This window comes from Pragia fontium DSM 5563 = ATCC 49100 (genome assembly GCF_900112475.1).
Lineage (GTDB): Bacteria > Pseudomonadota > Gammaproteobacteria > Enterobacterales > Enterobacteriaceae > Pragia > Pragia fontium.
Genome location: NZ_FOLW01000002.1, coordinates 279,957 through 304,900 on the forward strand (window position 1 = coordinate 279,957; position 24,944 = coordinate 304,900).

General features: G+C 45.8%; 22 protein-coding genes and 1 tRNA gene. 22 read left to right on the forward strand and 1 reads right to left on the reverse strand.

The annotated features are described in order from the left end of the window. Window positions 1–160 precede the first annotated feature (160 nt). The 5 genes from BMZ28_RS04450 to phsC all read left to right on the forward strand — a co-directional run bounded on the left by BMZ28_RS04450 (window position 161) and on the right by phsC (window position 5,626). Window positions 161–919, forward strand: coding sequence for a Nif3-like dinuclear metal center hexameric protein (locus BMZ28_RS04450; protein WP_074820993.1), 759 nt, complete (start codon window positions 161–163; stop codon window positions 917–919). Window positions 920–977: 58 nt separating this feature from the next. Further along, the gene (nei, locus tag BMZ28_RS04455) at window positions 978–1,769 is read left to right on the forward strand and encodes an endonuclease VIII (RefSeq protein WP_074820995.1); all 792 of its coding nucleotides are present in this window, start codon (window positions 978–980) and stop codon (window positions 1,767–1,769) included. 237 nt (window positions 1,770–2,006) lie between these two features. After that, entirely contained in the window at window positions 2,007–4,286 is a 2,280-nt protein-coding gene (gene phsA / locus BMZ28_RS04460) for a thiosulfate reductase PhsA (protein WP_074820998.1), read from the forward strand. A gap of 13 nt (window positions 4,287–4,299) precedes the next feature. Beyond that, entirely contained in the window at window positions 4,300–4,872 is a 573-nt protein-coding gene (locus BMZ28_RS04465) for a 4Fe-4S dicluster domain-containing protein (protein WP_074821001.1), read from the forward strand. After that, on the forward strand, window positions 4,865–5,626 hold the full coding sequence (phsC, locus tag BMZ28_RS04470) for a thiosulfate reductase cytochrome B subunit (RefSeq protein WP_047780653.1): 762 nt from the start codon (window positions 4,865–4,867) through the stop codon (window positions 5,624–5,626). The genes BMZ28_RS04465 and phsC overlap by 8 nt, the downstream gene beginning before the upstream one ends. 78 nt (window positions 5,627–5,704) lie before the next feature. Here the strand turns inward: phsC and BMZ28_RS04475 are convergent, their stop codons facing one another. After that, window positions 5,705–7,006: a citrate synthase gene (locus BMZ28_RS04475; protein WP_074821004.1), complete on the reverse strand. Its 1,302-nt coding sequence runs from the start codon at window positions 7,004–7,006 to the stop codon at window positions 5,705–5,707. 635 nt (window positions 7,007–7,641) lie between these two features. On the opposite strand from BMZ28_RS04475, the gene sucA reads away from it, so the two are divergent. From sucA to BMZ28_RS04560, 17 genes are all read left to right on the forward strand, one after another. Next, entirely contained in the window at window positions 7,642–10,449 is a 2,808-nt protein-coding gene (sucA, locus tag BMZ28_RS04480) for a 2-oxoglutarate dehydrogenase E1 component (protein WP_047780655.1), read from the forward strand. 13 nt (window positions 10,450–10,462) lie between these two features. Continuing rightward, window positions 10,463–11,668: a 2-oxoglutarate dehydrogenase complex dihydrolipoyllysine-residue succinyltransferase gene (gene odhB, locus BMZ28_RS04485; protein ID WP_074821007.1), complete on the forward strand. Its 1,206-nt coding sequence runs from the start codon at window positions 10,463–10,465 to the stop codon at window positions 11,666–11,668. Between the two features lie 221 nt (window positions 11,669–11,889). Continuing rightward, window positions 11,890–13,062: an ADP-forming succinate--CoA ligase subunit beta gene (gene sucC / locus BMZ28_RS04490; protein ID WP_074821009.1), complete on the forward strand. Its 1,173-nt coding sequence runs from the start codon at window positions 11,890–11,892 to the stop codon at window positions 13,060–13,062. Continuing rightward, a complete protein-coding gene (gene sucD / locus BMZ28_RS04495) occupies window positions 13,062–13,973 on the forward strand; it encodes a succinate--CoA ligase subunit alpha (RefSeq protein ID WP_047780658.1) in 912 nt (303 codons plus the stop codon). Before sucC ends, sucD begins: the two co-directional genes overlap by 1 nt. A gap of 220 nt (window positions 13,974–14,193) precedes the next feature. After that, complete coding sequence (locus BMZ28_RS04500) at window positions 14,194–15,285, forward strand: glycosyltransferase family 9 protein (RefSeq protein WP_074821012.1); 1,092 nt, start codon at window positions 14,194–14,196, stop codon at window positions 15,283–15,285. Between the two features lie 707 nt (window positions 15,286–15,992). After that, window positions 15,993–17,564, forward strand: coding sequence for a cytochrome ubiquinol oxidase subunit I (cydA, locus tag BMZ28_RS04505; protein WP_047780660.1), 1,572 nt, complete (start codon window positions 15,993–15,995; stop codon window positions 17,562–17,564). A 14-nt stretch (window positions 17,565–17,578) separates the two neighbouring features. Beyond that, complete coding sequence (cydB, locus tag BMZ28_RS04510) at window positions 17,579–18,718, forward strand: cytochrome d ubiquinol oxidase subunit II (RefSeq protein ID WP_074821013.1); 1,140 nt, start codon at window positions 17,579–17,581, stop codon at window positions 18,716–18,718. A gap of 20 nt (window positions 18,719–18,738) precedes the next feature. After that, window positions 18,739–18,843, forward strand: a complete 105-nt coding sequence (gene cydX, locus BMZ28_RS04515; protein ID WP_053007558.1) for a cytochrome bd-I oxidase subunit CydX — start codon at window positions 18,739–18,741, stop codon at window positions 18,841–18,843. Continuing rightward, on the forward strand, window positions 18,843–19,136 hold the full coding sequence (gene ybgE / locus BMZ28_RS04520) for a cyd operon protein YbgE (protein ID WP_047780662.1): 294 nt from the start codon (window positions 18,843–18,845) through the stop codon (window positions 19,134–19,136). The genes cydX and ybgE overlap by 1 nt, the downstream gene beginning before the upstream one ends. Before the next feature lie 143 nt (window positions 19,137–19,279). Next, window positions 19,280–19,684, forward strand: a complete 405-nt coding sequence (gene ybgC / locus BMZ28_RS04525; RefSeq protein ID WP_047780663.1) for a tol-pal system-associated acyl-CoA thioesterase — start codon at window positions 19,280–19,282, stop codon at window positions 19,682–19,684. Further along, window positions 19,681–20,364: a Tol-Pal system protein TolQ gene (gene tolQ, locus BMZ28_RS04530; RefSeq protein WP_047780664.1), complete on the forward strand. Its 684-nt coding sequence runs from the start codon at window positions 19,681–19,683 to the stop codon at window positions 20,362–20,364. Before ybgC ends, tolQ begins: the two co-directional genes overlap by 4 nt. A 14-nt stretch (window positions 20,365–20,378) precedes the next feature. Next, window positions 20,379–20,813, forward strand: coding sequence for a colicin uptake protein TolR (gene tolR / locus BMZ28_RS04535; protein ID WP_047780665.1), 435 nt, complete (start codon window positions 20,379–20,381; stop codon window positions 20,811–20,813). A 65-nt stretch (window positions 20,814–20,878) separates the two neighbouring features. Then, entirely contained in the window at window positions 20,879–21,946 is a 1,068-nt protein-coding gene (gene tolA / locus BMZ28_RS04540; RefSeq protein WP_047780666.1) for a cell envelope integrity protein TolA, read from the forward strand. A 140-nt stretch (window positions 21,947–22,086) separates the two neighbouring features. After that, window positions 22,087–23,379 (forward strand): Tol-Pal system beta propeller repeat protein TolB, encoded by a 1,293-nt coding sequence (gene tolB / locus BMZ28_RS04545; RefSeq protein ID WP_047780667.1) that lies wholly within the window; start codon window positions 22,087–22,089, stop codon window positions 23,377–23,379. A gap of 47 nt (window positions 23,380–23,426) precedes the next feature. Further along, window positions 23,427–23,936: a peptidoglycan-associated lipoprotein Pal gene (gene pal / locus BMZ28_RS04550; RefSeq protein ID WP_074821015.1), complete on the forward strand. Its 510-nt coding sequence runs from the start codon at window positions 23,427–23,429 to the stop codon at window positions 23,934–23,936. A 9-nt stretch (window positions 23,937–23,945) separates the two neighbouring features. Continuing rightward, on the forward strand, window positions 23,946–24,695 hold the full coding sequence (gene cpoB, locus BMZ28_RS04555) for a cell division protein CpoB (RefSeq protein WP_047780669.1): 750 nt from the start codon (window positions 23,946–23,948) through the stop codon (window positions 24,693–24,695). Window positions 24,696–24,866: 171 nt separating this feature from the next. Beyond that, window positions 24,867–24,942 (forward strand) — tRNA-Lys (locus BMZ28_RS04560). The last annotated feature ends 2 nt before the right edge of the window (window positions 24,943–24,944 follow it).

Here is a 24,944-nt window from a genome sequence, read left to right on the forward strand (position 1 = left end):
CGATTTAATATGGTGATTGATTAATAACGGGCCCGAAAGGGCCCGTCTTGTTTTCAACCGATATTAATTGAGTTTGGCTGATTTAAAACCGATATAATAAGCTCATCTTGGCAGAGGACTGCGATTGTCCAATCAATGTAGGGTGTTGAAAGAGATAACGATGCTGAATAAAGAATTAGAAAACTTGCTGAATAACGAACTGAAGGTGCGGCGTTTTCGTGACTATGCCCCTAATGGCCTACAGGTACAGGGAAAGTCAGAGATTAAACGCATTGTGACCGGCGTAACGGCTTGTCAGGCACTGCTGGATGTGGCGGTAGAGCTGAAGGCCGATGCGGTGTTGGTGCATCATGGTTATTTCTGGAAAAATGATGAGCCGGTGATTACCGGAATGATGCATAAGCGGCTAAAAACCCTGTTAAGCCATGATATTAATTTGTATGGCTATCATTTGCCGCTGGATGCCCATCCCATCATGGGAAATAACGCATTGCTGGCTAGCGAACTGGGCATCAATAATCTCGGTCCAATTGACCCGGATAGCCTGGATTGTTTGATATGGCACGGTGAATTGACCGCGCCAGAAAGCGGTGCGGCACTGGCCCAGCGGATTACCCATCGTTTAGGGCGCGAACCGCTGCACTGTGGTGATAACGCACCGGCAGAAATTCGTCGTATCGCCTGGTGTACCGGCGGTGGGCAAGACTATATCAAAGAAGCGGCAGAGCGCGGTTTTGATGCTTTTATTACCGGTGAAGTTTCTGAGCGTACTATCCATATTGCGCGTGAAATGGGCATTCATTTCTATTCCGCCGGCCACCATGCAACGGAACGCTATGGTATTAAAGCGCTGGGAGAGTGGCTGGCTCAGGAACACCAGTTTGACGTTAGCTTTATTGATATTGATAATCCAGTTTGACCCTTGATTGAATAAACGCCTTGTCTGACCGACTGTACGCTGAACTTAAGGAGATAGTATGCCAGAAGGACCTGAAATTCGTCGGGCGGCAGATAAGCTGGTCGATGCGGTGGAAGGGAAAGTATTAACTCATGTGTGGTTTGCTTTCCCTGAACTAAAAAGCTATCAGCCAAAACTTGTTGGTCAAACGGTGACATCCATTGAGACCCGCGGGAAGGCGTTATTAACCCACTTTTCCGCAGGTTTGACGATGTACAGCCATAATCAGCTGTATGGATTATGGCAAGTGACCGGGGCAGGGGAACGACCAGAAACCAAGCGTGATTTACGCGTTGCGTTGGAGACGGCCGATAAAGCTATTCTGCTTTACAGCGCCTCAGATATTGAAGTCGGGGCAACAGAAGAGATTCTTCAACACCCATTTTTACAGCGTATCGGTCCTGATGTGTTGGATGTGACCCTAACCGAGTCCGACATTAGCGCTCGTTTGTTGGATAAAAAATTCCGCCGTAAGCAGTTGGGGGGAATGCTACTCGATCAGGCGTTTTTGGCCGGTTTAGGTAACTATCTTCGGGCTGAAATTTTATGGGATGCCGGATTATTACCCCATCATAAACCGGAAGATTTAACCACACAGCAACTGGAATACTTGGCTCATGCTCTGCTGACTATTCCTCGTCTGTCTTACCAGACTCGTGGTGAAGCCGATCCTAATCATCATCATGGTGCGTTATTTGAGTTCCATGTTTTTAGCCGGGATGGATTAGCCTGCCATCGCTGCGGCAGCGAAATTCAAAAATCCTCACTCTCTTCCCGCCCCTTTTTCTATTGCCCCGGATGTCAGCACTAACCCTAAAGTTATCTTCGATAATTAAATACTGACTCTGCTAATAATCAGTGAATGGTTATCATTGGCAAGTATCTATTTCGGTTAACAAATCAATCACATACTTATCTAAAAAATTGACGATAATTTTTTACATGCTCGGTAAAAGCAACATTTTGGTGGTCAAAATGTCGAACCGATCACCTCATTGTTTCATGTACCTCTTTATGATTAATTCAATAATCTAAAGCAGGAGGTCATGTGAGCATTAATCGTCGTGATTTTATTAAAGGCGTGGGGATTAGCTGTGCAAGTTGTGCTGTAGGCAGCTTTTCTCCCGGCGCGTTAGCGCTGCAAAAGCCCGATAGATTGGATGGAAACAGTAAGTTAACCCCAAGCCTGTGCGAGATGTGTTCATTTCGCTGCCCAATACAGGCACAGGTCATTAATAATAAAACCGTTTTTATTCAGGGAAATACCCATGCGCAGCATCAGGGCTCGCGGATTTGTGCCAGAGGAGGCAGTGGCGTTAGCCTGATTAACGATCCCCACCGCATTGTGCAACCGATGAAGCGCAAAGGGCCGAGAGGAGGTGGGGAATGGGAGGTTATTAGTTGGCAACAGGCCTATCAGGAAATAGCCGAAAAGCTTAACCAGATTAAGCAAAATCACGCTGCGGAAAGTGTCGCATTCTCTTCCAAGTCCGGTTCTTTATCTTCCCATTTATTTCATCTTGCGGCGGCCTTCGGTTCGCCAAATACCTTCACCCACGCGACGACCTGTCCGGCCGGTAAAGCCATTGCGGCTCAGGTCATGATGGGGGGCGATCTGGCGATGGATCTGGCCGATACCCGTTATATGTTGGCGTTCGGTCATAATCTGTATGAAGGCATTGAAGTTGCAGATACTCATGAAATGATGACCGCTCAGGAGAGAGGTGCCAAAGTAGTGAGCTTTGATCCTCGACTCTCTGTTTTTTCCAGTAAAGCCGATGAATGGCACGCCATTCGACCCGGCGGTGATTTACCAGTATTGATGGCAATGTGTCAGGTATTGATCGCTGAAAACCTCTATGACCAAGCTTTTATTGCACGTTACACCACTGGCTTTGAGCAGTTGGCTGAGTCCCTGAAAGAGGTGACGCCAGAGTGGGCGCAGCAGCATTCGGACGTACCTGCGGAGGTGATTCGCCGTATTGCTCGGGAAATCGCCGCTCAGGCACCTCATGTGATTGTTAATCCCGGCCATCGCGCCACTTATAACAAAGAAGAACTGGACATGCGCCGGATGATCTTTGTGATGAATGCCTTGCTGGGCTCGATAGAGCGTAAGGGCGGGTTATATCAGAAAAAAAATGCGGAGAAATATAATAAGCTGGCGGGTGAGGCGGTTGCGCCTGTCTTGGCTAAGCCTGGCGTCAAAGGTATGCCGGAAATTACGACTAAGCGAATTGATGCGATAGCACCGGCGTTTAAATATATCAATAAAGGCGGCGGCATCGTTCAGAGCATTATCGATGCGGTGGAAACTGAGAAGCCTTATCCAGTTAAAGCTTGGATCATGTCACGCCATAATCCTCTACAAACCGTCTCTTGTCGTCCGGAACTGGTAAAAACCCTTGAGAAACTCGATCTGGTGGTGAGCTGTGATGTTTATCTCAGTGAAAGTGCCGCCTACGCAGATTACTTGCTGCCGGAATCAACTTATCTGGAGCGGGATGAGGAAATTTCAGATGTCTCTGGTTTAAATCCGGCTTATGCGGTACGTCAGCAGTTGGTGAAACCCATTGGTAACACCAAGCCCAGCTGGATGATTTGGCAGGAGTTAGGGGCTGAGCTTGGCTTAAGTCAATATTTCCCATGGAAAGATATGGCGACCCGCCAGTTGTTTCAGGCTAATGGCAATGAGGATTTTTATCGGCAAATTCATCAGAAGGGGTATCTGGAATATGGTATTCCGCTGTTGTTGCGCGAGCCTGATTCAGTCAGTGAATTTGTTCGCACTTATCCAGCCTCAGCATCACGCTTATCTGATGACGGTACTTTCGCGCAAGAACTGAAGTTTAAATCTCCAAGCGGTTTGATTGAGCTTTATTCCGAATCTCTGGAAGGCATGGCTTCAGGCTACGGCGTACCTCGCTATCGCAATTTCCCATTGAAAAAAGACAACCAACTCTATTTTATTCAGGGCAAAGTGGCGGTCCATACCAACGGTGCAACCCAATATGTTCCCCTGCTTTCTGAACTGATGTGGGATAACCCAGTCTGGATTCACCCACAAACCGCCAAAGATCGAGGCATTAAAACCGGCGATTTTGTCTGGTTGGAGAATGAGATCGGTAAGGAAAAAGGCCGGGCACTGGTAACGCCAGCGATCAGACCCGATACGTTGTTTGTCTATATGGGCTTTGGTGCTAAAGCCGGCGCTAAAACAGAAGCCACCACGCACGGTATTCACTGCGGCAATTTATTGCCCCATGAAATCAGCCCGGTTTGTGGTACAGACGTTCATACATCGGGTGTTCAGTTGAGTCGCGGTTAAGTGGGAGTAAGCAATGAATATGAATCATTATGTCATGCTACATGACGAAAAACGCTGCATAGGCTGCCAGGCTTGTACCGTGGCATGTAAAGTTATCAATGATATTCCCGAGGGCTACAGTCGTCTTCAGGTGCAGATACGGGGCCCTGAAGAGAGTAAACAGGGGATGCATTTCCAGTTTTTCCGCGTTTCCTGCCAACATTGTGAAGATGCTCCTTGCGTCTCCGCCTGTCCTACCGGTGCCTCTTATCGTGATGAAAATGGCATTGTTCAGGTGGATAACAAAAAGTGTATTGGCTGTGATTATTGCATCGCTGCCTGTCCTTACCAGGTGCGTTATCTGAATCCTCAAACGCTGGCAGCAGATAAATGTAATTTCTGTTCTGATAGTCGTTTATCTCAGGGGCTTGAACCGGCTTGTGTCAGTGTTTGTCCAACGGATGCATTGCATTTTGGTCGGGCAAATCAACCGGAGGTTCAGCGCTGGATTCAGCAGTATGACGCTTATCAATATCAATTGGACAAAGTCGGGAAGCCCAGCTTGTTCCGTCGCAGAGAAATTCATCAGGAGACCAAATATGAATAGCATATGGGGAGCTGAATTACGCTATACGCCGGACTACTGGCCGGTTTGGTTGATCGTTGCCGGAATGATGGTGGTCGGGTTATTGGCTGTGTTGATACTGCATGGTTTGCTGCGTTACTGGCTGACTCCACCCACACATCCAGCAGGTGAGGAGAGAGCTTATCTCTATTCCAAAGCAATTCGTTGTTGGCACTGGGGAAATGCTTTGCTGTTTATTTTACTGTTATTAAGCGGTCTGTTAGGGCATTTCGCTATTGGTAATATTGTTGCGATGGTGACCCTACACCAGATCTGTGGCTATATTTTATTGGTGTTTTGGTTAGGTTTTATCATCATCAATTTATTCAGTCGCAACGGTGTGCATTATCGTATTCAGTGGCGTGGACTGCTTGCGCGCAGCGTCCGGCAAACCCGATTTTATCTGTATGGCATTATGAAAGGTGAACCTCATCCTTTTGCCGCAGATGTAACCAGTAAGTTTAATCCACTACAACAATTGGCCTATATTGGTGTGATGTTCGGCTTGTTACCGCTATTGTTGATTAGCGGGTTTCTGTGCCTGTTCCCTGACGTTCTGGGTTATGGCTATTGGATGCTGAAAGCCCATTTTATTTTGGCGATAGCCGGGCTGCTGTTCATTTGCGGGCATATTTATTTGTGTACCACGGGTGATACGCCAACCCAAACCTTCAGAAGTATGGTGGATGGCTATCATCGACACTGGAAACATGGTGATAAGACGACGCTGAAATAATGGATATGCTGATATAAAAAATCCGGGATTATTCCCGGATTTTTTTGATGATGAATAACATCAAGTTTACTCAGGCGACTAAGCCTTATTTTGGTGCTTAGGGATCTGAGAGTGGAACTCTCGTTCAGTATAGCCATTGTAAAGCTGACGCGGACGGGCAATACGAATGCCGTCGGTGTACATTTCATTCCAGTGAGCAATCCAGCCGATAGTACGTGCAATGGCAAAGATCACGGTAAACATGGTGGTCGGAATGCCGATCGCTTTCAGGATAATACCAGAGTAGAAATCCACGTTTGGATACAGTTTTTTCTCGATAAAGTACGGGTCATTCAGGGCGATTTTTTCCAGCTCCATGGCGACATCCAGCAGTTCATCGCTCAGATTGAGTTCTTTTAACACTTCATGGCAGCTTTCACGCATCACGGTTGCACGTGGATCGTGGTTTTTATATACCCGATGTCCGAAGCCCATTAAGCGGAATGGGTCATCTTTATCTTTAGCTCTGGCGATAAATTCAGGAATGCGATCGACGGTACCAATCTCTTCCAGCATTTTCAGACAGGCTTCGTTGGCACCACCGTGGGCTGGTCCCCATAGAGAAGCGATACCGGCAGCAATACAGGCAAATGGGTTCGCACCGGAAGAGCCCGCGGTTCTGACGGTAGAGGTAGAAGCATTTTGTTCATGGTCGGCATGCAGAATCAGGATGCGATCCATGGCGCGCTCAACTACCGGGTTCACCACATAGTCTTCACACGGGGTGGCAAACATCATATATAGGAAGTTGGCTGCATAGGAGAGGTCATTGCGCGGATACATAAACGGCTGACCGACAGAATATTTGTAACACATGGCTGCCACCGTCGGCATTTTCGACAGCAAACGGTATGCCGTTATTTCACGGTGGCGCTCATTATGAACATCCAGCGAGTCGTGGTAGAACGCAGCTAATGCACCTGTTACACCACATAGCACCGCCATTGGGTGGGAGTCACGACGGAAACCCTGGAACAGACGGGTAATCTGTTCATGAATCATGGTATGGCGATTGACGATATTTTTAAAGTCATCAAACTCTTTCGGCGTTGGGGTTTCACCGTATAAGAGAATATAGCAAACTTCTAAATAAGTAGAATTTTTGGCTAACTGGGCGATTGGATAGCCGCGATGTAATAAAACCCCTTCATTACCGTCAATAAACGTAATTTTTGATTCACAGGATGCGGTAGAAAGGTAACCAGGGTCATAGGTAAAAAGCCCTTTGGAACCCAAGGTTCTGACATCTAAAACGTCTTCACCTAGCGAACCAGATAATATGGGTAGTTCAATACGCTTACCGTCATCAAAGACTAACGTCGCTTTTCTTTCTATAGCCATGATTGTCTCCAGTTATAATTCAGGTTATGGGAGTTTGGCAATGCTTTAGCAGTAACACCTCAATTGCCTTTCCTATGATTAACTATCTAATACAGTTGCATAAATTTAGACCATCGTGAAGAGCAATTTTACTTTTTTTTTACAATTTAATATTGGGTTAGCAATTAATTAACATATTAGCTGACGCGATTCACATAAACTTATTGTTTTTAATGGTTTTTTTGTGGTTGTGATCGCTGTCACTATTTGGGGAAATTGTTATCAATCTGTTTTTATTTGAATTGTATTTGTAAAATGAGGCTTCTATACTCATGGACACTTCGAATCGGGATGTTGCAACCCCGATGCAGAAAGAGCAGGTTATACCTCGTTGATTTAATATCATGGTTGGTTGCTTTTTAGTCATAACAATTTGATATCACAAAGGGTTATGCTCAGCAGGAATATCTGATATTAATAAAGGCGGACGTAGTAACTACAATAGTTTTACAAGTGCTGGATGAAAGTGAATCGAACAGCTCTCTTTTGACAGTCAATTATCGATAGGCTTGTAGGCTTTTAGTAACAACGTGTTAAAGAGAGTGGCGAGTTCATATCGCAAACACACACTGAAGCATGAAGCTTAAGAGGTCATAATGCAGAACGGCGTAAAGACTTGGTTAGACTCTTCCTACCTTGCTGGTGCAAACCAATCTTATATAGAGCAAATCTATGAAGATTACCTGATAGACCCAGATTCTATTGATGAGAGCTGGAGAAAAATTTTTGATAAATTGCCTACTGATGTACTTAGTCCAGAGCAATTTCATTCAACCACCCGTGACTATTTCCGTCGGTTAGCAAAAGATTCCAAACGTTATACTTCTAACGTTAGCGATCCTGAGAATGATGCTAAGCAGGTTAAAGTACTTCAGCTGATTAACGCATTCCGCTTTCGCGGCCACCAAAATGCCAACCTTGACCCCATTAAACTTCGCTATAAAGAGCCCGTCCTCGAGCTTGATCCTGCCTACCATAATTTAACTGAAGAAGATATGCAGGAAACCTTTAACGTTGGCTCTTTCGCCATCGGTAAAGAGACCATGAAGCTGGCGGATCTTTATCAGGCGCTGAAGCAAACCTACTGTGACTCCATCGGTGCAGAATATATGCACATTACCAATACGGAAGAGAAGCGTTGGATACAGCAACGTCTTGAGTCCGTGATGGGCGTTGGTCATTTCAGCAAAGAAGAGAAGAAAGAGTTTCTGAAAGAATTAACCGCGGCAGAAGGTCTGGAGCGCTATTTAGGTGCTAAGTTCCCTGGTGCTAAACGCTTCTCTCTGGAAGGGGGCGATGCGTTAATTCCAATGTTGAAAGAGATGGTTCGTCATGCTGCCCGTAGCGATGCCAAAGAAGTTGTTCTTGGTATGGCACACCGTGGTCGGTTGAACGTACTTATCAACTTGCTGGGTAAACGCCCGGGAGACTTATTTGATGAGTTTGCTGGTATCCATAAAGAGCATCTGGGTACTGGTGACGTTAAATACCATCAGGGTTTTTCATCTGAGTTTGAAACCGACGGTAAGATGGTTCACCTGACGCTGGCGTTTAACCCATCGCATCTGGAAATTGTGAGTCCGGTGGTCATTGGTTCCGTACGAGCACGCCGTGACAGATTGAATGCCAGCGGCAGTAGCAACCAAGTGCTACCTATCACCATTCACGGTGATGCGGCGGTTATCGGTCAGGGTATTGTGCAAGAAACGTTGAACATGTCTCAGGTTCGCGCCTATGAAGTGGGTGGAACCGTGCGGATTGTGATTAATAACCAGATTGGTTTTACCACCTCTTTCCCTCAGGACGTGCGTTCTACTGAATACTGTACCGACATTGCCAAAATGATTCAGGCACCTATCTTCCACGTTAATGCGGACGATCCTGAAGCCGTTGCTTTCGTTACCCGTTTAGCGCTGGATTACCGTAATACCTTTAAGCGTGATGTGATGATCGATTTGCTTTGCTATCGTCGTCATGGTCACAACGAGGCGGATGAGCCAAGTGCAACCCAGCCGATGATGTACACCAAGATCAAGAAACAGCCTACACCACGTAAAGTGTATGCCGATCGCTTGATTGAGAATAATGTTGTTACCGCAGAAGAAGTGACCGAAATGGTCAATCTCTATCGTGATGCGTTGGATCGCGGAGAGTGTGTGGTTGACGAGTGGCGTCCAATAAATACGCACTCAATGTCTTGGGCGCCTTATCTGAACCATGAATGGGATGAAGCGTATCCAAATACCGTTGAGGTGAAACGCCTACAGGATCTTGCCCGTCGTATTAGTCAGGTTCCGGAGAGTGTTGAGCTTCACCCGCGCGTCGCAAAAATTTATGAAGACCGTGCTTTGATGGCTGAAGGCGAAAAACCATTCGATTGGGGTTCCGCCGAGAATCTGGCCTATGCCACGCTGGTTGATGAAAATACGCCAGTACGTATTTCCGGTGAAGACTCCGGACGGGGAACCTTCTTCCATCGTCATGCGGTAGTTCATAACCAAAAAGATGGCTCATATTATGTTCCTCTGGCCAATATTCATAATGGTCAGAGTGAATTCCAGGTCTGGGACTCAGTATTGAGTGAAGCCGGTGTGTTGGCCTTTGAGTATGGTTATGCAACAGCAGAACCACGTACTTTAACGATTTGGGAAGCGCAGTTTGGTGACTTTGCCAACGGTGCTCAAGTGGTTATCGACCAGTTTATCAGTTCTGGTGAGCAGAAGTGGGGCCGCATGTGTGGCTTGGTTATGCTACTACCTCATGGGTATGAAGGCCAAGGGCCAGAGCACTCATCCGCACGCTTAGAACGCTATCTGCAACTGTGTGCAGAACAGAATATTCAGGTGTGCGTACCATCTACTCCTGCACAGGTTTACCATATGCTGCGTCGTCAGGCGTTACGCGGTATGCGTCGCCCACTGGTGGTGATGTCACCGAAGTCGCTGTTGCGTCATCCGCTGGCTATCTCTTCACTGGATGAACTGGCTAATGGGACATTCTTACCGGCTATCGGGGAAATTGATAATCTGAATCCGAAGCAGGTAAAACGCGTGGTAATGTGTTCAGGTAAGGTTTACTACGATCTGTTGGAACAACGTCGCGCTAATGGTCAGAGCGATGTGGCAATTATTCGTATTGAACAACTGTATCCGTTCCCACATCAGGCAATGCAAGCGGCACTAAGTGACTATGCTCACGTAAAAGATTTTATCTGGTGTCAGGAAGAACCGCTGAATCAGGGAGCCTGGTATTGCAGTCAACATAATATCCGCGAAGTGATTCCGGAAGGCGCTACCCTGAAGTATGCGGGTCGTCCGGCTTCTGCTTCACCTGCAGTGGGTTATATGTCCGTACACCAGGAACAGCAGAAGAAACTGGTTGAAGATGCGCTTAACGTAAAATGAATAAGGAAAAACAATGAGTAACATAGATATTCTCGTTCCAGACCTTCCTGAATCCGTTGCCGATGCCACTGTTGCAACATGGCATAAGAAACCCGGTGACAGCGTTGAGCGTGATGAAGTTTTGGTTGAGATAGAAACGGACAAAGTTGTGTTAGAAGTGCCTGCTCTGGAGTCCGGGGTACTGGACGACATTATGGAAGAAGAAGGTGCGACGGTTACGTCTCGCCAGCTATTAGGACGCTTACGTCCGGCAGATATTACCGGCCAGCAGATTACTGAGTCAGCGCAAGCTACCGCATCTACACCGGCCCAACGTCAGACCGCGAGTCTGGAAGAGGGCAGCAATGATGCCTTAAGTCCGGCAGTGCGTCGTTTGATCGCTGAACATAGTCTGGATGCGAATACCATTAAAGGTTCTGGTGTGGGTGGTCGTATTAGCCGTGAAGATGTCACTCAGCATTTGGCGCAGCAGCCCGCTAAAGCGGCAGCTAAAGCCGATAGTGCAGCTTCTTTAGCGCATCGTAGTGAGAAACGCGTACCGATGACGCGCCTGCGTAAGCGTATTGCCGAGCGTTTGCTGGAAGCGAAAAATAGTACCGCGATGCTGACCACGTTCAATGAAGTGAACATGAAACCTATCATGGATCTGCGTAAGCAATATGGTGATGAGTTTGAGAAGCGCCATGGTGTACGTTTAGGCTTCATGTCGTTCTATTTGAAAGCGGTGGTCGAAGCACTGAAACGCTTCCCGGAAGTGAACGCATCTATCGACGGCGAAGATGTGGTTTATCACAACTATTTTGATGTCAGTATTGCTGTATCTACACCGCGTGGTCTGGTAACGCCAGTATTACGTGATGTTGACTCACTCAGCATGTCTGAAATTGAAAAGAGTATTAAGGATCTCGCGGTCAAAGGCCGTGATGGTAAGTTGACCGTAGAAGATTTAACTGGCGGTAATTTCACGATTACTAACGGTGGTGTTTTCGGGTCATTAATGTCTACACCAATTATTAACCCACCGCAAAGTGCCATTTTGGGTATGCACGCGATTAAAGACCGTCCGATGGCGGTTAATGGTCAAGTTGTGATTTTACCAATGATGTATTTAGCACTATCTTATGACCATCGCTTGATTGATGGACGTGAGTCGGTAAGTTTCTTGGTGGCAATTAAAGATATGCTGGAAGATCCGACTCGTCTGCTACTGGACGTTTAGGATAAGACCGGTTAAGCATTAGTCACCACATGTTGTATAGCCGTGCGGTTGGCGGCTATACAACAAAACTAAGTAAAAATGATGGGTACCTTTTTTCATTGGTAAATAAGAGTACAGATCAGAATGAGTGTGTTTTCGAGCTTAGTATCGCCATAGCGCGACATCTGGAGTGTCGAGAGGCGCAGTTCTTTCATCCCTACAAAATTAATGGATAGAACATCATGAACCTACATGAGTATCAGGCAAAACAGCTTTTTGCTCGGTATCGCTTACCGGTACCAACAGGCTATGCCTGTAGCACGGCCCAGGAAACCGTCGATGCAGCAGATAAAATCGGTCAGGGTCCTTGGGTAGTAAAATGTCAGGTGCATACCGGCGGGCGTGGTAAGTCTGGTGGTGTTAAGCTGGCGAAAACCAAAGATGAAATTCGCGAGTTTGCTGACCATTGGTTAGGCAAGCGTTTAGCGACCTATCAAACGGATGCGGCTGGATTACCGGTTAATCAGATTTTGATTGAAAGCGCGACAGATATCGATCGTGAACTTTATTTGGGCGCGGTTATCGATCGCAGCTCACGCCGTGTTGTTTTTATGGCTTCTACTGAAGGCGGTGTAGAAATTGAGAAGGTGGCGCATGAAACGCCGCATTTGATTCATAAAACTACGCTGGATCCACTTACTGGCGCTATGCCTTATCAAGGCAGAGAGTTGGCGTTTAAGCTGGGCTTAACTGGCAAACAGGTTAATCAATTTACCAATATCTTTGTTGGTTTGGGCAATCTGTTCCTGCAATGTGATCTGTCATTAGTGGAAATTAACCCGCTGGTGGTGACCAAAGCCGGTGAGCTGATCTGTCTGGATGGCAAACTGGATATTGATAATAACGCCCTTTATCGTCAGCCAGAACTGCGTGAAATGCGTGATGCGACTCAGGAAGATGAGCGTGAGGCTCATGCGGCAGAGTGGGAACTAAACTATGTCGCATTGGACGGTAATATCGGTTGTATGGTAAACGGCGCTGGTTTAGCGATGGGTACCATGGATATCGTGAAACTTCACGGTGGTGAGCCGGCTAACTTCCTTGACGTTGGCGGTGGTGCAACCAAAGAACGCGTGAGTGAAGCATTCAAAATTATTTTGTCCGATGAGAAAGTGAAAGCGGTATTCGTTAACATTTTTGGCGGTATTGTCCGCTGCGACCTGATTGCTGATGGTATTATCAGTGCGGTTGAAGATGTTGGCGTAACGGTTCCAGTGGTGGTTCGTCTGGAAGGAAATAACGCTGAACTGGGTGTGAAGAAGTTGGGCGAAAGTGGCCTGAATATCATTGGCGCTGCCAGCCTGACTGATGCCGCGCAGCGTGTTGTTGCCGTTGCTGGTGGGGAGGTTCGATAATGTCCATTCTGATTGATAAAGATACTAAAGTGATTTGCCAGGGTTTTACCGGCAGTCAGGGGACTTTCCATTCTCAACAGGCGCTGGAATACGGCACTAAACTGGTTGGCGGTGTGACGCCGGGTAAAGGCGGTACTGAGCACTTAGGCTTACCGGTTTTCAATACCGTGCGTGAAGCGGTAGAGGCGACTGGCGCAACAGCTTCGGTGATCTATGTTCCTGCACAGTTTTGTAAAGACTCGATTCTGGAAGCGGCCGATGCGGGTATTAAACTGATTATCTGTATTACTGAAGGTATTCCGGTTCTGGATATGCTGACGGTGAAAGTGAAAGTTGATCAGTTAGGTGTGCGCATGATTGGGCCAAACTGTCCGGGTGTGATTACGCCGGGAGCCTGTAAAATTGGTATTATGCCAGGCCATATCCATAAGCCGGGTAATGTCGGTATTGTTTCACGCTCAGGTACTTTAACCTATGAAGCCGTCAAACAAACGACCGATGCCGGATTTGGTCAGTCAAGCTGTGTTGGTATCGGCGGTGACCCGATTCCGGGTTCTAACTTTATCGATATTCTGAAGTTGTTTGAGCAAGATCCGCAAACTGAAGCGATTGTGATGATCGGTGAAATCGGTGGTTCTGCGGAAGAAGAAGCGGCGCACTATATCAAGCATCATATTACCAAACCGGTTATCGGCTATATTGCTGGCGTAACGGCACCGAAAGGTAAACGGATGGGGCACGCGGGTGCGATTATTGCCGGTGGTAAAGGTACAGCAGATGAGAAATTTGCTGCGCTGGAAGCCGCAGGTGTCCGTACCGTACGTAGTTTAGCGGATATCGGTGATGCCGTTAAGGCTGCGTTGGCGGGAAAGCCGCACTCAGCAAAGAAAGCATCGGCTGAAATTAATTAATTTCAGCCTTTAGTTAAAAAGCCGCTTATGCGGCTTTTTTTATGGGTAAATTTGTTGTTCTGAACCACTATTATCGTTAATTTGCCAAAGCTGTAATGGCTTACCAAGATAAAACTTATCTTTCTTGCTGCACTTTTGTTTATAATTCCGTTAATTGGGGCGGTATAAGCGATATTTAACCGCAATCAGCCCGGTCAGGGATTTAATTGTATGGTGTGCTATGAGTAAGTTATTGAAACAGCGGTTAGCGGGACTTTTTATTAGCGCTTATCAGCTTACGGGCTTTAAAGTAAAAAGATTTATTCAACCTTCCGATTTACGCGATCTGAAAACTATTGCGATCTTTTCTACTACTGCGTTAGGGGATTTTTTGCTTAACACGCCAGCGATAGTGGCTATTAGAAATAAATATCCCGATGCTAAAATTATCATGGTGGTACATAAGCGCAATGCCTTGTTAGTGGAAGGCAGCAGTATGTTCAATGAAATTGTGTATTGGGATGGTAAAGCCAATGATGTACTGCGGTTAGGGAAAGCGCTAAGAAGTAAAAAACTTGATGCGACATTTATTCTACATTCTCGTTCACCTTACGATATTGTTTTGGCAACGCTGGCACACTCCAGAATTATTATCAAAGACGTTTATTACAATGATTATTTAGGCAGAAAAACCTTTGCCCTGAATCGTTTTCTTTCTGTCAATTACGATCATCGCGGCGTCAATATTCCTATTATTCATCAAAAATCAGGCTTGCTAGAGCATATCGGTATTGATATCCCCTCGCTGGATATGGTCATTCCGGTTCCCTTTACGCCGGAAAGAAAAGATCGCCGGACGTTGGGAATTCATTTAGGTGCCTCTTCGGAAGAACGTTGTTGGCCTATTGATAATTTTGCCGCGGTTATTGGTTGGCTGTTAGCAAAATATCCTGATATTGATGTGGAGTTGCTGGGCGGTCCGGGGGAAATTGAACGTAATAACCGGCTGATGTCTTTAGTCGCCGAGCGTGAGGGAAGGGTAACCAATTCAGCGGGTAAAACTAATCTGAAGCAATTGGTAGAAAAAGTCGCTGCTTTAGAATGTCTGTTAGTCGGGGATACCGGACCTTTACATATTGCTATTGCGGTTAAGACCCGAACGGTAGCGATGTTTCCTAGCATGTTGTATACCGACGGAACTCGTCCTTTACAAGATCAAGAACTACATCAAGTGTTAACCGCGCAAGAAGCGTTGGGGATGTCGTCAATTAGCGTTGATGATGTTGAAGCGGCGCTACGTATGCAGTTTGAGGTCGTTGATAAAGTGATTTAATGTGATCTCAGAGTGTCATAGCGATGAGATGTAAAAAAGCCGCTTTTGCGGCTTTTTTACATCTTAAATTTACCTAAAGTTTGTCCTGGGTAGGAAAGCATTATTTTTCACCTTGGATGATTAAATAATATTTTGATGGGTGCTTCATTTCTTTTATCGATATATCGCTATGCTTTTGGACCGTCTTTTTAACAAATAACATTTAATGTTAAATTGGTGTTATATTGAAGTTATTAGTGTTGATGAAAAAGGGGAAGTGGAGTCGATTATTTAGTATATATCGGCAAAATAGTAGATAAATGGAATTGAAAAATATCTAATCTATGGTGTAATTGGCTAAATTTGTTTTATATCAATTTTCCTTCTCGTACGTGACATGACGTTTTTGATTTGAGTTCACAATTCTTGTTTTATTATGAAATACCTATTTATTGTAAGGGATTAGAAGCGTAATATTCGAAAGTCTGTCATTAGGGTACTAAAGTAAAATGTGTTGATGCGGTTAACCATCGCGGAAGTGTTTGATATTTAGGCACGGCCAGCGACTAGAAGAGTTGATGCAGCAAACAAAATTTTCTTTCCGATTGATGTAAATTTAGTTTTTTAAAAGGCATTCACCACTGGTGAGTAATGGGTGTAAGGTTTCCAGATAACCAGAAGGTTTGGTTGTATAAATCTGGAGTCTTCCTGAGGAGCAAGGAGTCAAGATGTTTGATATCGTCGAACTATCACGATTACAATTTGCCCTGACGGCAATGTACCACTTCCTGTTTGTCCCACTAACGCTAGGTATGGCGTTTTTGTTGGCAGTCATGGAATCGGTATATGTCCTGACGGGTAAACAAATCTATAAAGATATGACCAGATTCTGGGGCAAGTTATTTGGTATTAACTTTGCCTTAGGTGTGGCCACGGGTCTAACGATGGAGTTCCAGTTTGGTACAAACTGGTCTTACTATTCTCACTATGTAGGGGATATCTTCGGTGCGCCGCTGGCAATCGAAGCTCTGATGGCGTTCTTCCTGGAATCAACGCTGGTTGGTTTGTTCTTCTTCGGTTGGGATCGCTTAAGTAAGGTTCAACATTTAGCCGTAACTTGGTTTGTGGCTTTAGGTTCTAACCTTTCTGCATTGTGGATTCTGGTGGCTAACGGCTGGATGCAAAATCCGGTTGCGTCAGAATTTAACTTTGAAACCATGCGTATGGAAATGCTCAGCTTCGCCGAATTGGTGTTAAACCCAGTTGCTCAGGTTAAGTTTGTGCATACCGTATCTGCTGGTTATGTTACTGGTTCGATGTTTGTATTGGGTATCAGTGCATTCTATCTGTTAAGAAAGCGTGATTTAGCGTTTGCCAAGCGTTCATTTGCTATCGCTGCCTGTTTTGGTCTGGCTTCAGTCCTATCAGTTATTCTGTTAGGTGATGAGTCTGGTCATGAATTAGGTGACGTGCAGCGCGTGAAGCTGGCTGCTATTGAAGCTGAATGGGAAACTCAACCTGCCCCTGCGGCCTTTAATATCATCAGTATTCCCGATCAAAAAGAGATGAAGAATAACTATGCAATAGAAATTCCATATGCTCTGGGTATTATTGCTACTCGTTCTTTAGATAAAGAAATTACTGGTCTTAAAGATCTGTTGACGGAGAATGAACTACGTATCCGTAACGGTATTACAGCCTATCAAATGCTGGAAAAACTGCGTGCAGGGGATACCGACCCAGCCGTACGTGCTAGCTTTGATCAGACTAAGAAAGACTTAGGATACGGCATTCTGTTACAGACTCAGGCGAAAGATATTAATAACGCCACTGAGGCAGAAATTAAAGCTGCTGCAGAAAGCACGATTCCGCAGGTTGCACCACTTTATTACTCATTCCGTATCATGGTTGCTTGTGGCTTCCTGATGCTGTTGATTATCGGTCTGGCTGTCTATCACGTTGCGCGTAACCGCATTGGTGAAAAACCATGGCTGCTTCGTTTAGCGCTGTATGGTATTCCACTACCGTGGATTGCTTGTGAAGCCGGTTGGTTTGTGGCTGAGTATGGTCGTCAACCATGGGCAATTGCTGATGTTCTGCCGATTGCAGCAGCAACATCGTCGCTGACTACTGGCGATCTGTGGTTCTCAATCATTCTGATTTGCGGACTGTATACGCTGTTCCTCGTTGCTGAAATGTACTTAATGTTTAAATACGCACGTTTAGGGCCAAGTAGCCTAAAAACAGGGCGTTATCATTTTGAACAAAGCAGCGCCGCATTAGCGCAAGAAACACGGTAAACAGGAGTCCAGAAATGTTAGATTACGATACATTACGATTTATCTGGTGGCTGTTGGTTGGCGTGTTACTGGTAGGTTTCGCCATTACCGATGGTTTTGATATGGGTGTAGGTATCCTTGTTCCTATCATCGGTAAAACCAATACTGAACGTCGTATTATGATTAACAGTATTGCGCCACACTGGGATGGTAACCAGGTATGGTTAATTACCGCAGGTGGTGCACTGTTTGCTGCATGGCCAATGGTTTATGCCGCTGCCTTCTCCGGTTTTTACGTTGCTATGATCTTAGTTCTGTCGGCATTGTTCTTCCGTCCGGTGGGCTTTGACTATCGCGGTAAAATCGAAGACCAACGCTGGCGTAACATGTGGGATGCAGGCATCTTTATTGGTAGCTTCGTTCCAGCATTAGTTTTCGGCGTTGCATTTGGTAACCTATTGCAGGGTGTACCTTTCACCGTTGATAACTTACTGCGCCTGACTTATACCGGCGGTTTCTTTGAGCTGTTGAATCCGTTTGCGCTGATTGCGGGTGTTGTTAGCCTGATGATGTTAGTGACTCAGGGTGCAGCATGGTTACAGATGAAGACCACGGCTGAACTACGTCTGCGTGCTCGTGCAGCAACGCAAATCTGTGCATTGATTGTATTGATTGCTTTCGCTGCTGCAGGTGTGTGGGTGGTGTACTATATGGATGGTTATCTTGTTACCTCCGTTATGGATTACACTGGGCCGTCAAGTCCGCTGCATAAAGAAGTGGCTCATCAGGCCGGAGCATGGTTGGTTAACTACAACAACTATCCAATTTTGTGGGTGGTGCCTGCATTAGGTGTTGCATTACCATTACTGACCATCATTGCCTCTCGCTGTAATAGCGGTGGTCTGTCGTTCCTGTTTTCATCATTAACGATTGTATGTGTCATCTTTACTGCGGGTATCACCATGTTCCCGTTCCTGATGCCATCAAGCATTAATCCGAACGTAAGTCTGACAATGTGGGATGCGACGTCAAGTCATCTGACATTAACCGTGATGACATTTGTCGCGTTGATTTTCGTTCCACTGATGCTGATTTATACAATTTGGTGTTACGTGAAAATGTTTGGTCGTCTTGATAAGAAACATATCGAAGACAACCACGCTTCACTGTACTGATAAACATAAGGAGCGAAATCATGTGGTATTTTGCCTGGAGTCTTGGAACATTACTGGCTTGCGCCTGCGGCATAATTGGTGCAGTCTGGTATGAGACCAATAACGGGAATAAAGACGAACAATAATGGGTACTGTGTTTAATAAACTGTACGCTATTATGGATAAGGGCCCGTTTCGGGCCCTTTCTTTAATATTAGCGTTATCGCTGGCGTTCTGCGTGTTCTGGGATCCTGCGCGTTTTGCAGCTAAAACCAGCACTGTTGTGGTATGGCAGAGCTTTTTAGTCATGTGGGCTATTTGTACCGGAATGGTTCATGGGGTTGGATTTCGACCGCATAAAACGCGATGGAAAGCCTTTTTTACGCCACTTCCTGCAATGGCAATTATGATTGCCGGCTTGGCCTATTTTTTAGCATAAGCGCATTTCATTCATGGCAAAAATAATCGTCAGTTTTCTTAACTGAGAATTATTTTTGCTCTCACCCATTCTCCCCATTCCCAAGTGGTTTTCTCTTGCGTATAGTATCAGTCGGTTAGTTATCAGTTTGGCTGGAAATATTTGTGAGTAACTTGCTGTTCAAATGGCCCGTTCGGGTCTACTTTGAAGACACTGATGCGGGTGGTGTGGTTTACCATGCCCGCTATGTGGCCTTTTATGAAAGAGCGCGCACGGAGATGTTGCGCCAATACAATTATAATCAGCAACAATTGCTGAGTGAGCATGTCGCTTTCGCTGTCCGTCGCATGGCCGTTGAGTATATTTTTCCCGCTCGTCTTGATGACCTGCTGGAGATTGAAACTGAAATTGTGGCTATGGGTGGGGCATCCCTTACGTTTGCACAACGCATTTTTGATCAGCATGGTAAATTATTGAGCCAAGCAGATGTGTTAGTAGCATGTGTTGATTCACACTTGATGAAGCCAATGAAGCTTCCCAAGTCTATTGTCGCGGAGTTAAAGAAGTGACTGACATGAATATCATGAGCCTGTTTCTTGAGGCTAGTTTACTCGTAAAATTTGTCATGCTGATTTTGGTCGGATTCTCGATCGCATCATGGGCAATCATTATTCAGCGTACCCGTATTTTAAGTACGGCAAGACGTGAAGCTGAAGCATTTGAAGATAAATTTTGGTCTGGAATCGATTTGTCTCGCTTGTACCAAGAAAGCAACGCGCGTCGTGACGAATTAGTCGGTTCAGAGCAAATCTTCTATTCCGGCTTTAAAGAGTTTGCCAGACTGCATCGTGCTAATAATCATGCTCCGGAAGCGGCGATTGAAGGTGCGACTCGCGCTATGCGTATTTCGATGAATCGCGAACTTGAGAATTTGGAGAATCATATTCCATTCCTCGGGGTAGTCGGTTCAATTAGTCCTTATATCGGTCTGTTTGGTACCGTATGGGGCATCATGCACTCATTTATTGCCTTGGGTGCGGTAAAGCAGGCAACGCTACAGATGGTTGCTCCGGGTATCGCTGAAGCCTTGATCGCGACTGCGATAGGTCTATTTGCCGCGATTCCAGCCGTTATGGCGCATAACCGCCTTAGCCTGCGGGTATTTAAGCTCGAGCAGAATTACGACAACTTTATGGAAGAGTTTACGACTATTCTCCATCGTCAGGCATTCTCCACAGAGACTAAATAAGTAAGGGGGCTAGCGTGGCGTATAAGCGTACTTCTCGGCGTAGTAGTACCGGTAAAACAGCCGAAATCAACATTGTTCCACTTTTAGACGTCTTATTAGTGTTGTTGTTGATTTTTATGGCAACGGCACCCATTATCAGTCAAAGCGTTAATGTGGATTTACCGGAAGCGTCTGATTCTAAAGCAGTCTCTACCGATAATAAGCCACCGGTGATTGTTGAGGTATCCGGCATTGGTCAATATGCTCTGAAGGTTGGGGATGAAACCATTGAACAAATTCCTGAACAACAGGTCATAGCTGAGGCACAGGCTCGGTTAAAAGAAGACCCTAAAACGGTATTTTTAATCGGCGGAGCAAAAGATGTGCCATATGATGAAGTTATCAAAGCGTTAAATATGCTTCATCGCGCTGGTGTGACTTCGGTTGGATTAATGACTCAGCCTATTTAGTGGTTGAGCGATCATCCTGCAAATCATATGGTCTTGTTAGTTAATTGTTTTTTTGGAAGCTGCGCGTGGGAAAGGCTACAGAGCACGAAGATAAGTTAAACCGTTCCGTAATGGTTTCGATTATTTTGCATATATTGGTGATTGGCTTGTTGGCGATCGGTGCCTTTATGCAAAAAGATGTCCTAACCGGCGGTGGAGGCGGTGGTGCTGTTATTGATGCTGTTATGGTTGACCCTAATGCAATGGCGCAGCAGGCTGAACGCCAGCAGCAGCAAAAATCTGACGCCAAACGCGCTGAAAAACTCAGGCAGCAAGAGTCTGACCGCCAAGCTGAAGAACTTAAACAGCAACAGGCTGCAGAGCAACAGCGTTTAAAACAGATAGAGAAAGATCGTTTACAGGCGCAGGAAGTGACGAAAAAGCAGGCTGAGCAGCAAAAACAAGCTGAACAGGCGGCGAAGAAAGCGCAGGAAGCCCAGAAGCAGGCCGAGGCTGAAGCAGCTAAAGCTAAAGCCGATGCGGAAGTTCAGAAGCAAGCGGCTGCCGCAGCTGAGCAAACTAAAAAACAGGCTGAGGCCGATGCGAAGAAAGCTGCTGCTGAAGCCAAGAAACAGGCGGAAGCGGTAACTAAACAGCAGGCCGCTGACGAGGCTAAGAAGAAAGCGGATGCTGAGGCTAAAAAGGCCGCGGACGACGCTAAGAAGAAAGCTGACGCAGATGCTAAAAAGGCGGCAGATGCCAAGAAAAAAGCCGATGCGGAAGCGGCTAAGCAGGTTGATGATTTGTTCGGTGGTTTAGCTTCAGATAAGAATGCACCATCAGCAAATGGCGCATCCGGTGGTGGTAATAAAGCAGGGGCAAGTGGCCCTGAAATTGATGGTTATAAATCGCAAATTCAGTCTGCGATTATGCGAAATTTCTATGATGCGCAGCTGTATAAGGGGAAAACCTGTACGCTGCGTATTAAATTGGCACCGGACGGTACACTATTTAGCGTTCAGGCCGAAGGTGGCGATCCGGCACTTTGTCAGGTAGCTCTGGTTGCTGCCCGTCAGGCAAAAATACCGAAACCGCCATCAACAGCTGTGTATGAGAAGTTTAAGAACTCATTACTCGATTTCAAACCTGAGTAATTGGACGATAAATAAAGAGAATTAGCGTTTAAACTTGATTTACGGTTAGTAATGACCAATATTTGTTGGGTTTAAAGGTTATCGCTTTGTTACAAATGAGCAATTTATCGCAGCCACAAGGCTTAGATAAGGGAGAAAACATGAAGCATGCATTTCGATTAGCAATGGGGCTGCTGATTTTATGGGCATCCGTATTACACGCTGAAGTTAGAATCGAGATTACCCAAGGTGTCGATTCTGCACGTCCTATCGGCGTTGTGCCGTTTAAGTGGACTGGCACTGGCGCAGCACCTGAAAATATTAGTGATATTATTGCTGCCGACCTGAGAAACAGCGGTAAATTTAATCCTCTTGCGGCATCGCGTAACCCACAATCACCGACCACGGTTTCTGAAGTGACGCCAGCGGCTTGGACTGCTTTAGGTATTGATGCGGTAGTGGTTGGTCAGATTCAGCCAAGTGCAGACGGTGGTTTCATGGTGTCGTATCAATTAGTTGATACTTCATCTGGTTCACCAACGGTTTTATCTCAGAATCAATACAAAGTAACCAAACAGTGGTTACGCTATGCGGCGCATACCGCAAGTGATGAAACCTTTGAAAAACTGACCGGCATTAAAGGCGCTTTCCGTACCCGTATTGCCTACGTTGTACGTAAAGCGGGTGGTCAATATCCTCATGAGCTGCGCGTTGCCGACTACGATGGTTTTAACCAGTTTGTGGTGCATCGCTCTCCTGAGCCTCTGATGTCACCAGCATGGTCACCAGACGGTAGTAAAATTGCCTATGTGACCTTTGAAAGCGGTCGCTCTGAGTTAGTGATCCAAACGCTGGCTAACGGCGCCATTAAACGTGTGGCTTCTTTCCCACGGCATAACGGCGCTCCAGCATTTTCACCGGATGGTTCAAAATTAGCTTTTGCCTTATCTAAAGATGGCAGCTTGAATTTGTACGTCATGAATCTGGCGAGCAGTCAAATTACTCAAATAACCCGTAGCCGCAGTAATGATACTGAGCCATCGTGGTATCCTGACAATCAAACTTTGGCCTATACTTCAGACCAAGGTGGCAGACCTCAAATTTATAAAGTCAATATTAACGGCGGTACGCCGGTTCGCGTTTCCTGGGAAGGTGCTCAAAATCAAGATACGGACGTTTCACCGGATGGCAAGTTTATGGCCATGGTGAGTTCAGCGAGCGGTAAACAGCATATCGCCAAATTGGATCTGGATACAGGAGCGGTGCAAGTATTGACCGATACCTTCCTGGATGAAACGCCTAGCATCGCACCTAACGGTACTATGATTATCTACAGCGCCACAGAAGGGCTGGGTAGCGTATTACGTTTAGTTTCGACCGACGGGCGTTTTAAAGCGCGTCTTCCGGCAACTGAAGGTCAGGTTAAATTCCCTGCCTGGTCGCCGTACCTGTGATGCATGTTAAGTATGTATGGTAATTTTATTATTAAAGGATCGACAAAATGCAATTGAATAAAGTGCTGAAAGGGTTATTGATCGCTTTACCTATTATGGCTCTGGCCGCATGTAGTAGCAGTGATAAAGACTCTAATGGCAGTGGTTCTGGTCTGGGCGGTAACGGCAGCAATGGTAACGGTGGTTATTCATCTGCTGATGAACAAGCTCGTCTGACTATGCAACAGCTGCAAAGCAATAACATCGTATACTTTGATTACGATCGTTATGACGTACGTTCTGACTTCGCTCAAATGCTGGATGCACATGCTGCATTCCTGCGTTCAAACCCATCTTATAAAGTGACTGTTGAAGGTCATGCGGATGAGCGTGGTACGCCAGAATACAACATCGCATTGGGCGAACGTCGTGCTAGTGCAGTGAAAATGTATCTGCAAGGTAAAGGCGTATCTGGTGAGCAAATCGCTATCGTATCTTACGGTAAAGAGAAGCCTGCCGTGTTAGGCCATGACGAAGCTGCTTATTCTAAAAACCGTCGTGCCGTACTAGTTTACTAAGAGAAACTCATGAACCGTAATTTCAGATATCATGTATTAAGTCTGTCGTTACTGGTTGGCATAGCAGCCCCTGTGGCTGCTATTGCTGCTTCAACTGACGATCGTATTACTCAGCTTGAACGCATTTCTGACGCACATGGACAGTTGCTAACGCAATTGCAGCAGCAATTGTCCGATTCGCAGAGAGATATTGATACTCTGCGTGGTCAAATCCAAACCAATCAGTATCAGTTAGATCAGATCGTCGAACGACAAAAAATTATTTTGCAGCAGATTGATGAACTGGGAAGTAAAGGTTCTTCTGCCGCAACGCCAGCTAACAATACCTCTGCAAGTGCAACAACCTCTCCGGCAGGTACAACAGCAACCGCTGCCGCCTCGACCGGAAATGAGAAGCAAGATTACGACAATGCCGTGACGTTGGCACTTGAGAAAAAACAATATGATAATGCGATAACTGCTTTCCAAAGTTTTGTGAAACAGTATCCAAAGTCTAGTTATCAGCCGAATGCCAATTACTGGCTGGGGCAACTGTATTACAACAAAAACAAAAAAGATGATGCATCTTATTATTTTGCTTCTGTGGTAAAAGATTATCCAAAATCGCCGAAGGCTGCTGAATCAATGTTGAAAGTTGGCATTATCATGCAGGAGAAAGGCGAAAAAGATAAAGCTAAGGCAGTTTATCAACGTATTATTTCTCTGTATGCCAATAGCGCAAGTGCAAAACAGGCAGAGAAACGTTTAGCCGGTTTATAGTGCCTCTGTGACTATAAACAGCCTGTTCTTTACCCAGAATGGCTATTTTATTAGGCAATATGGGTAAAGAACAGGCAGTTAGACACTAAATATAAAAATTTTTGTTGCACAGTTTTGAGAAGTCAGTAATATAAGCCGCCGTTGCCGGGGATAACTGGAAACAGCAAAAATGGGTCGTTAGCTCAGTCGGTAGAGCAGTTGACTTTTAATCAATTGGTCGCAGGTTCGAATCCTGCACGACCCACCATT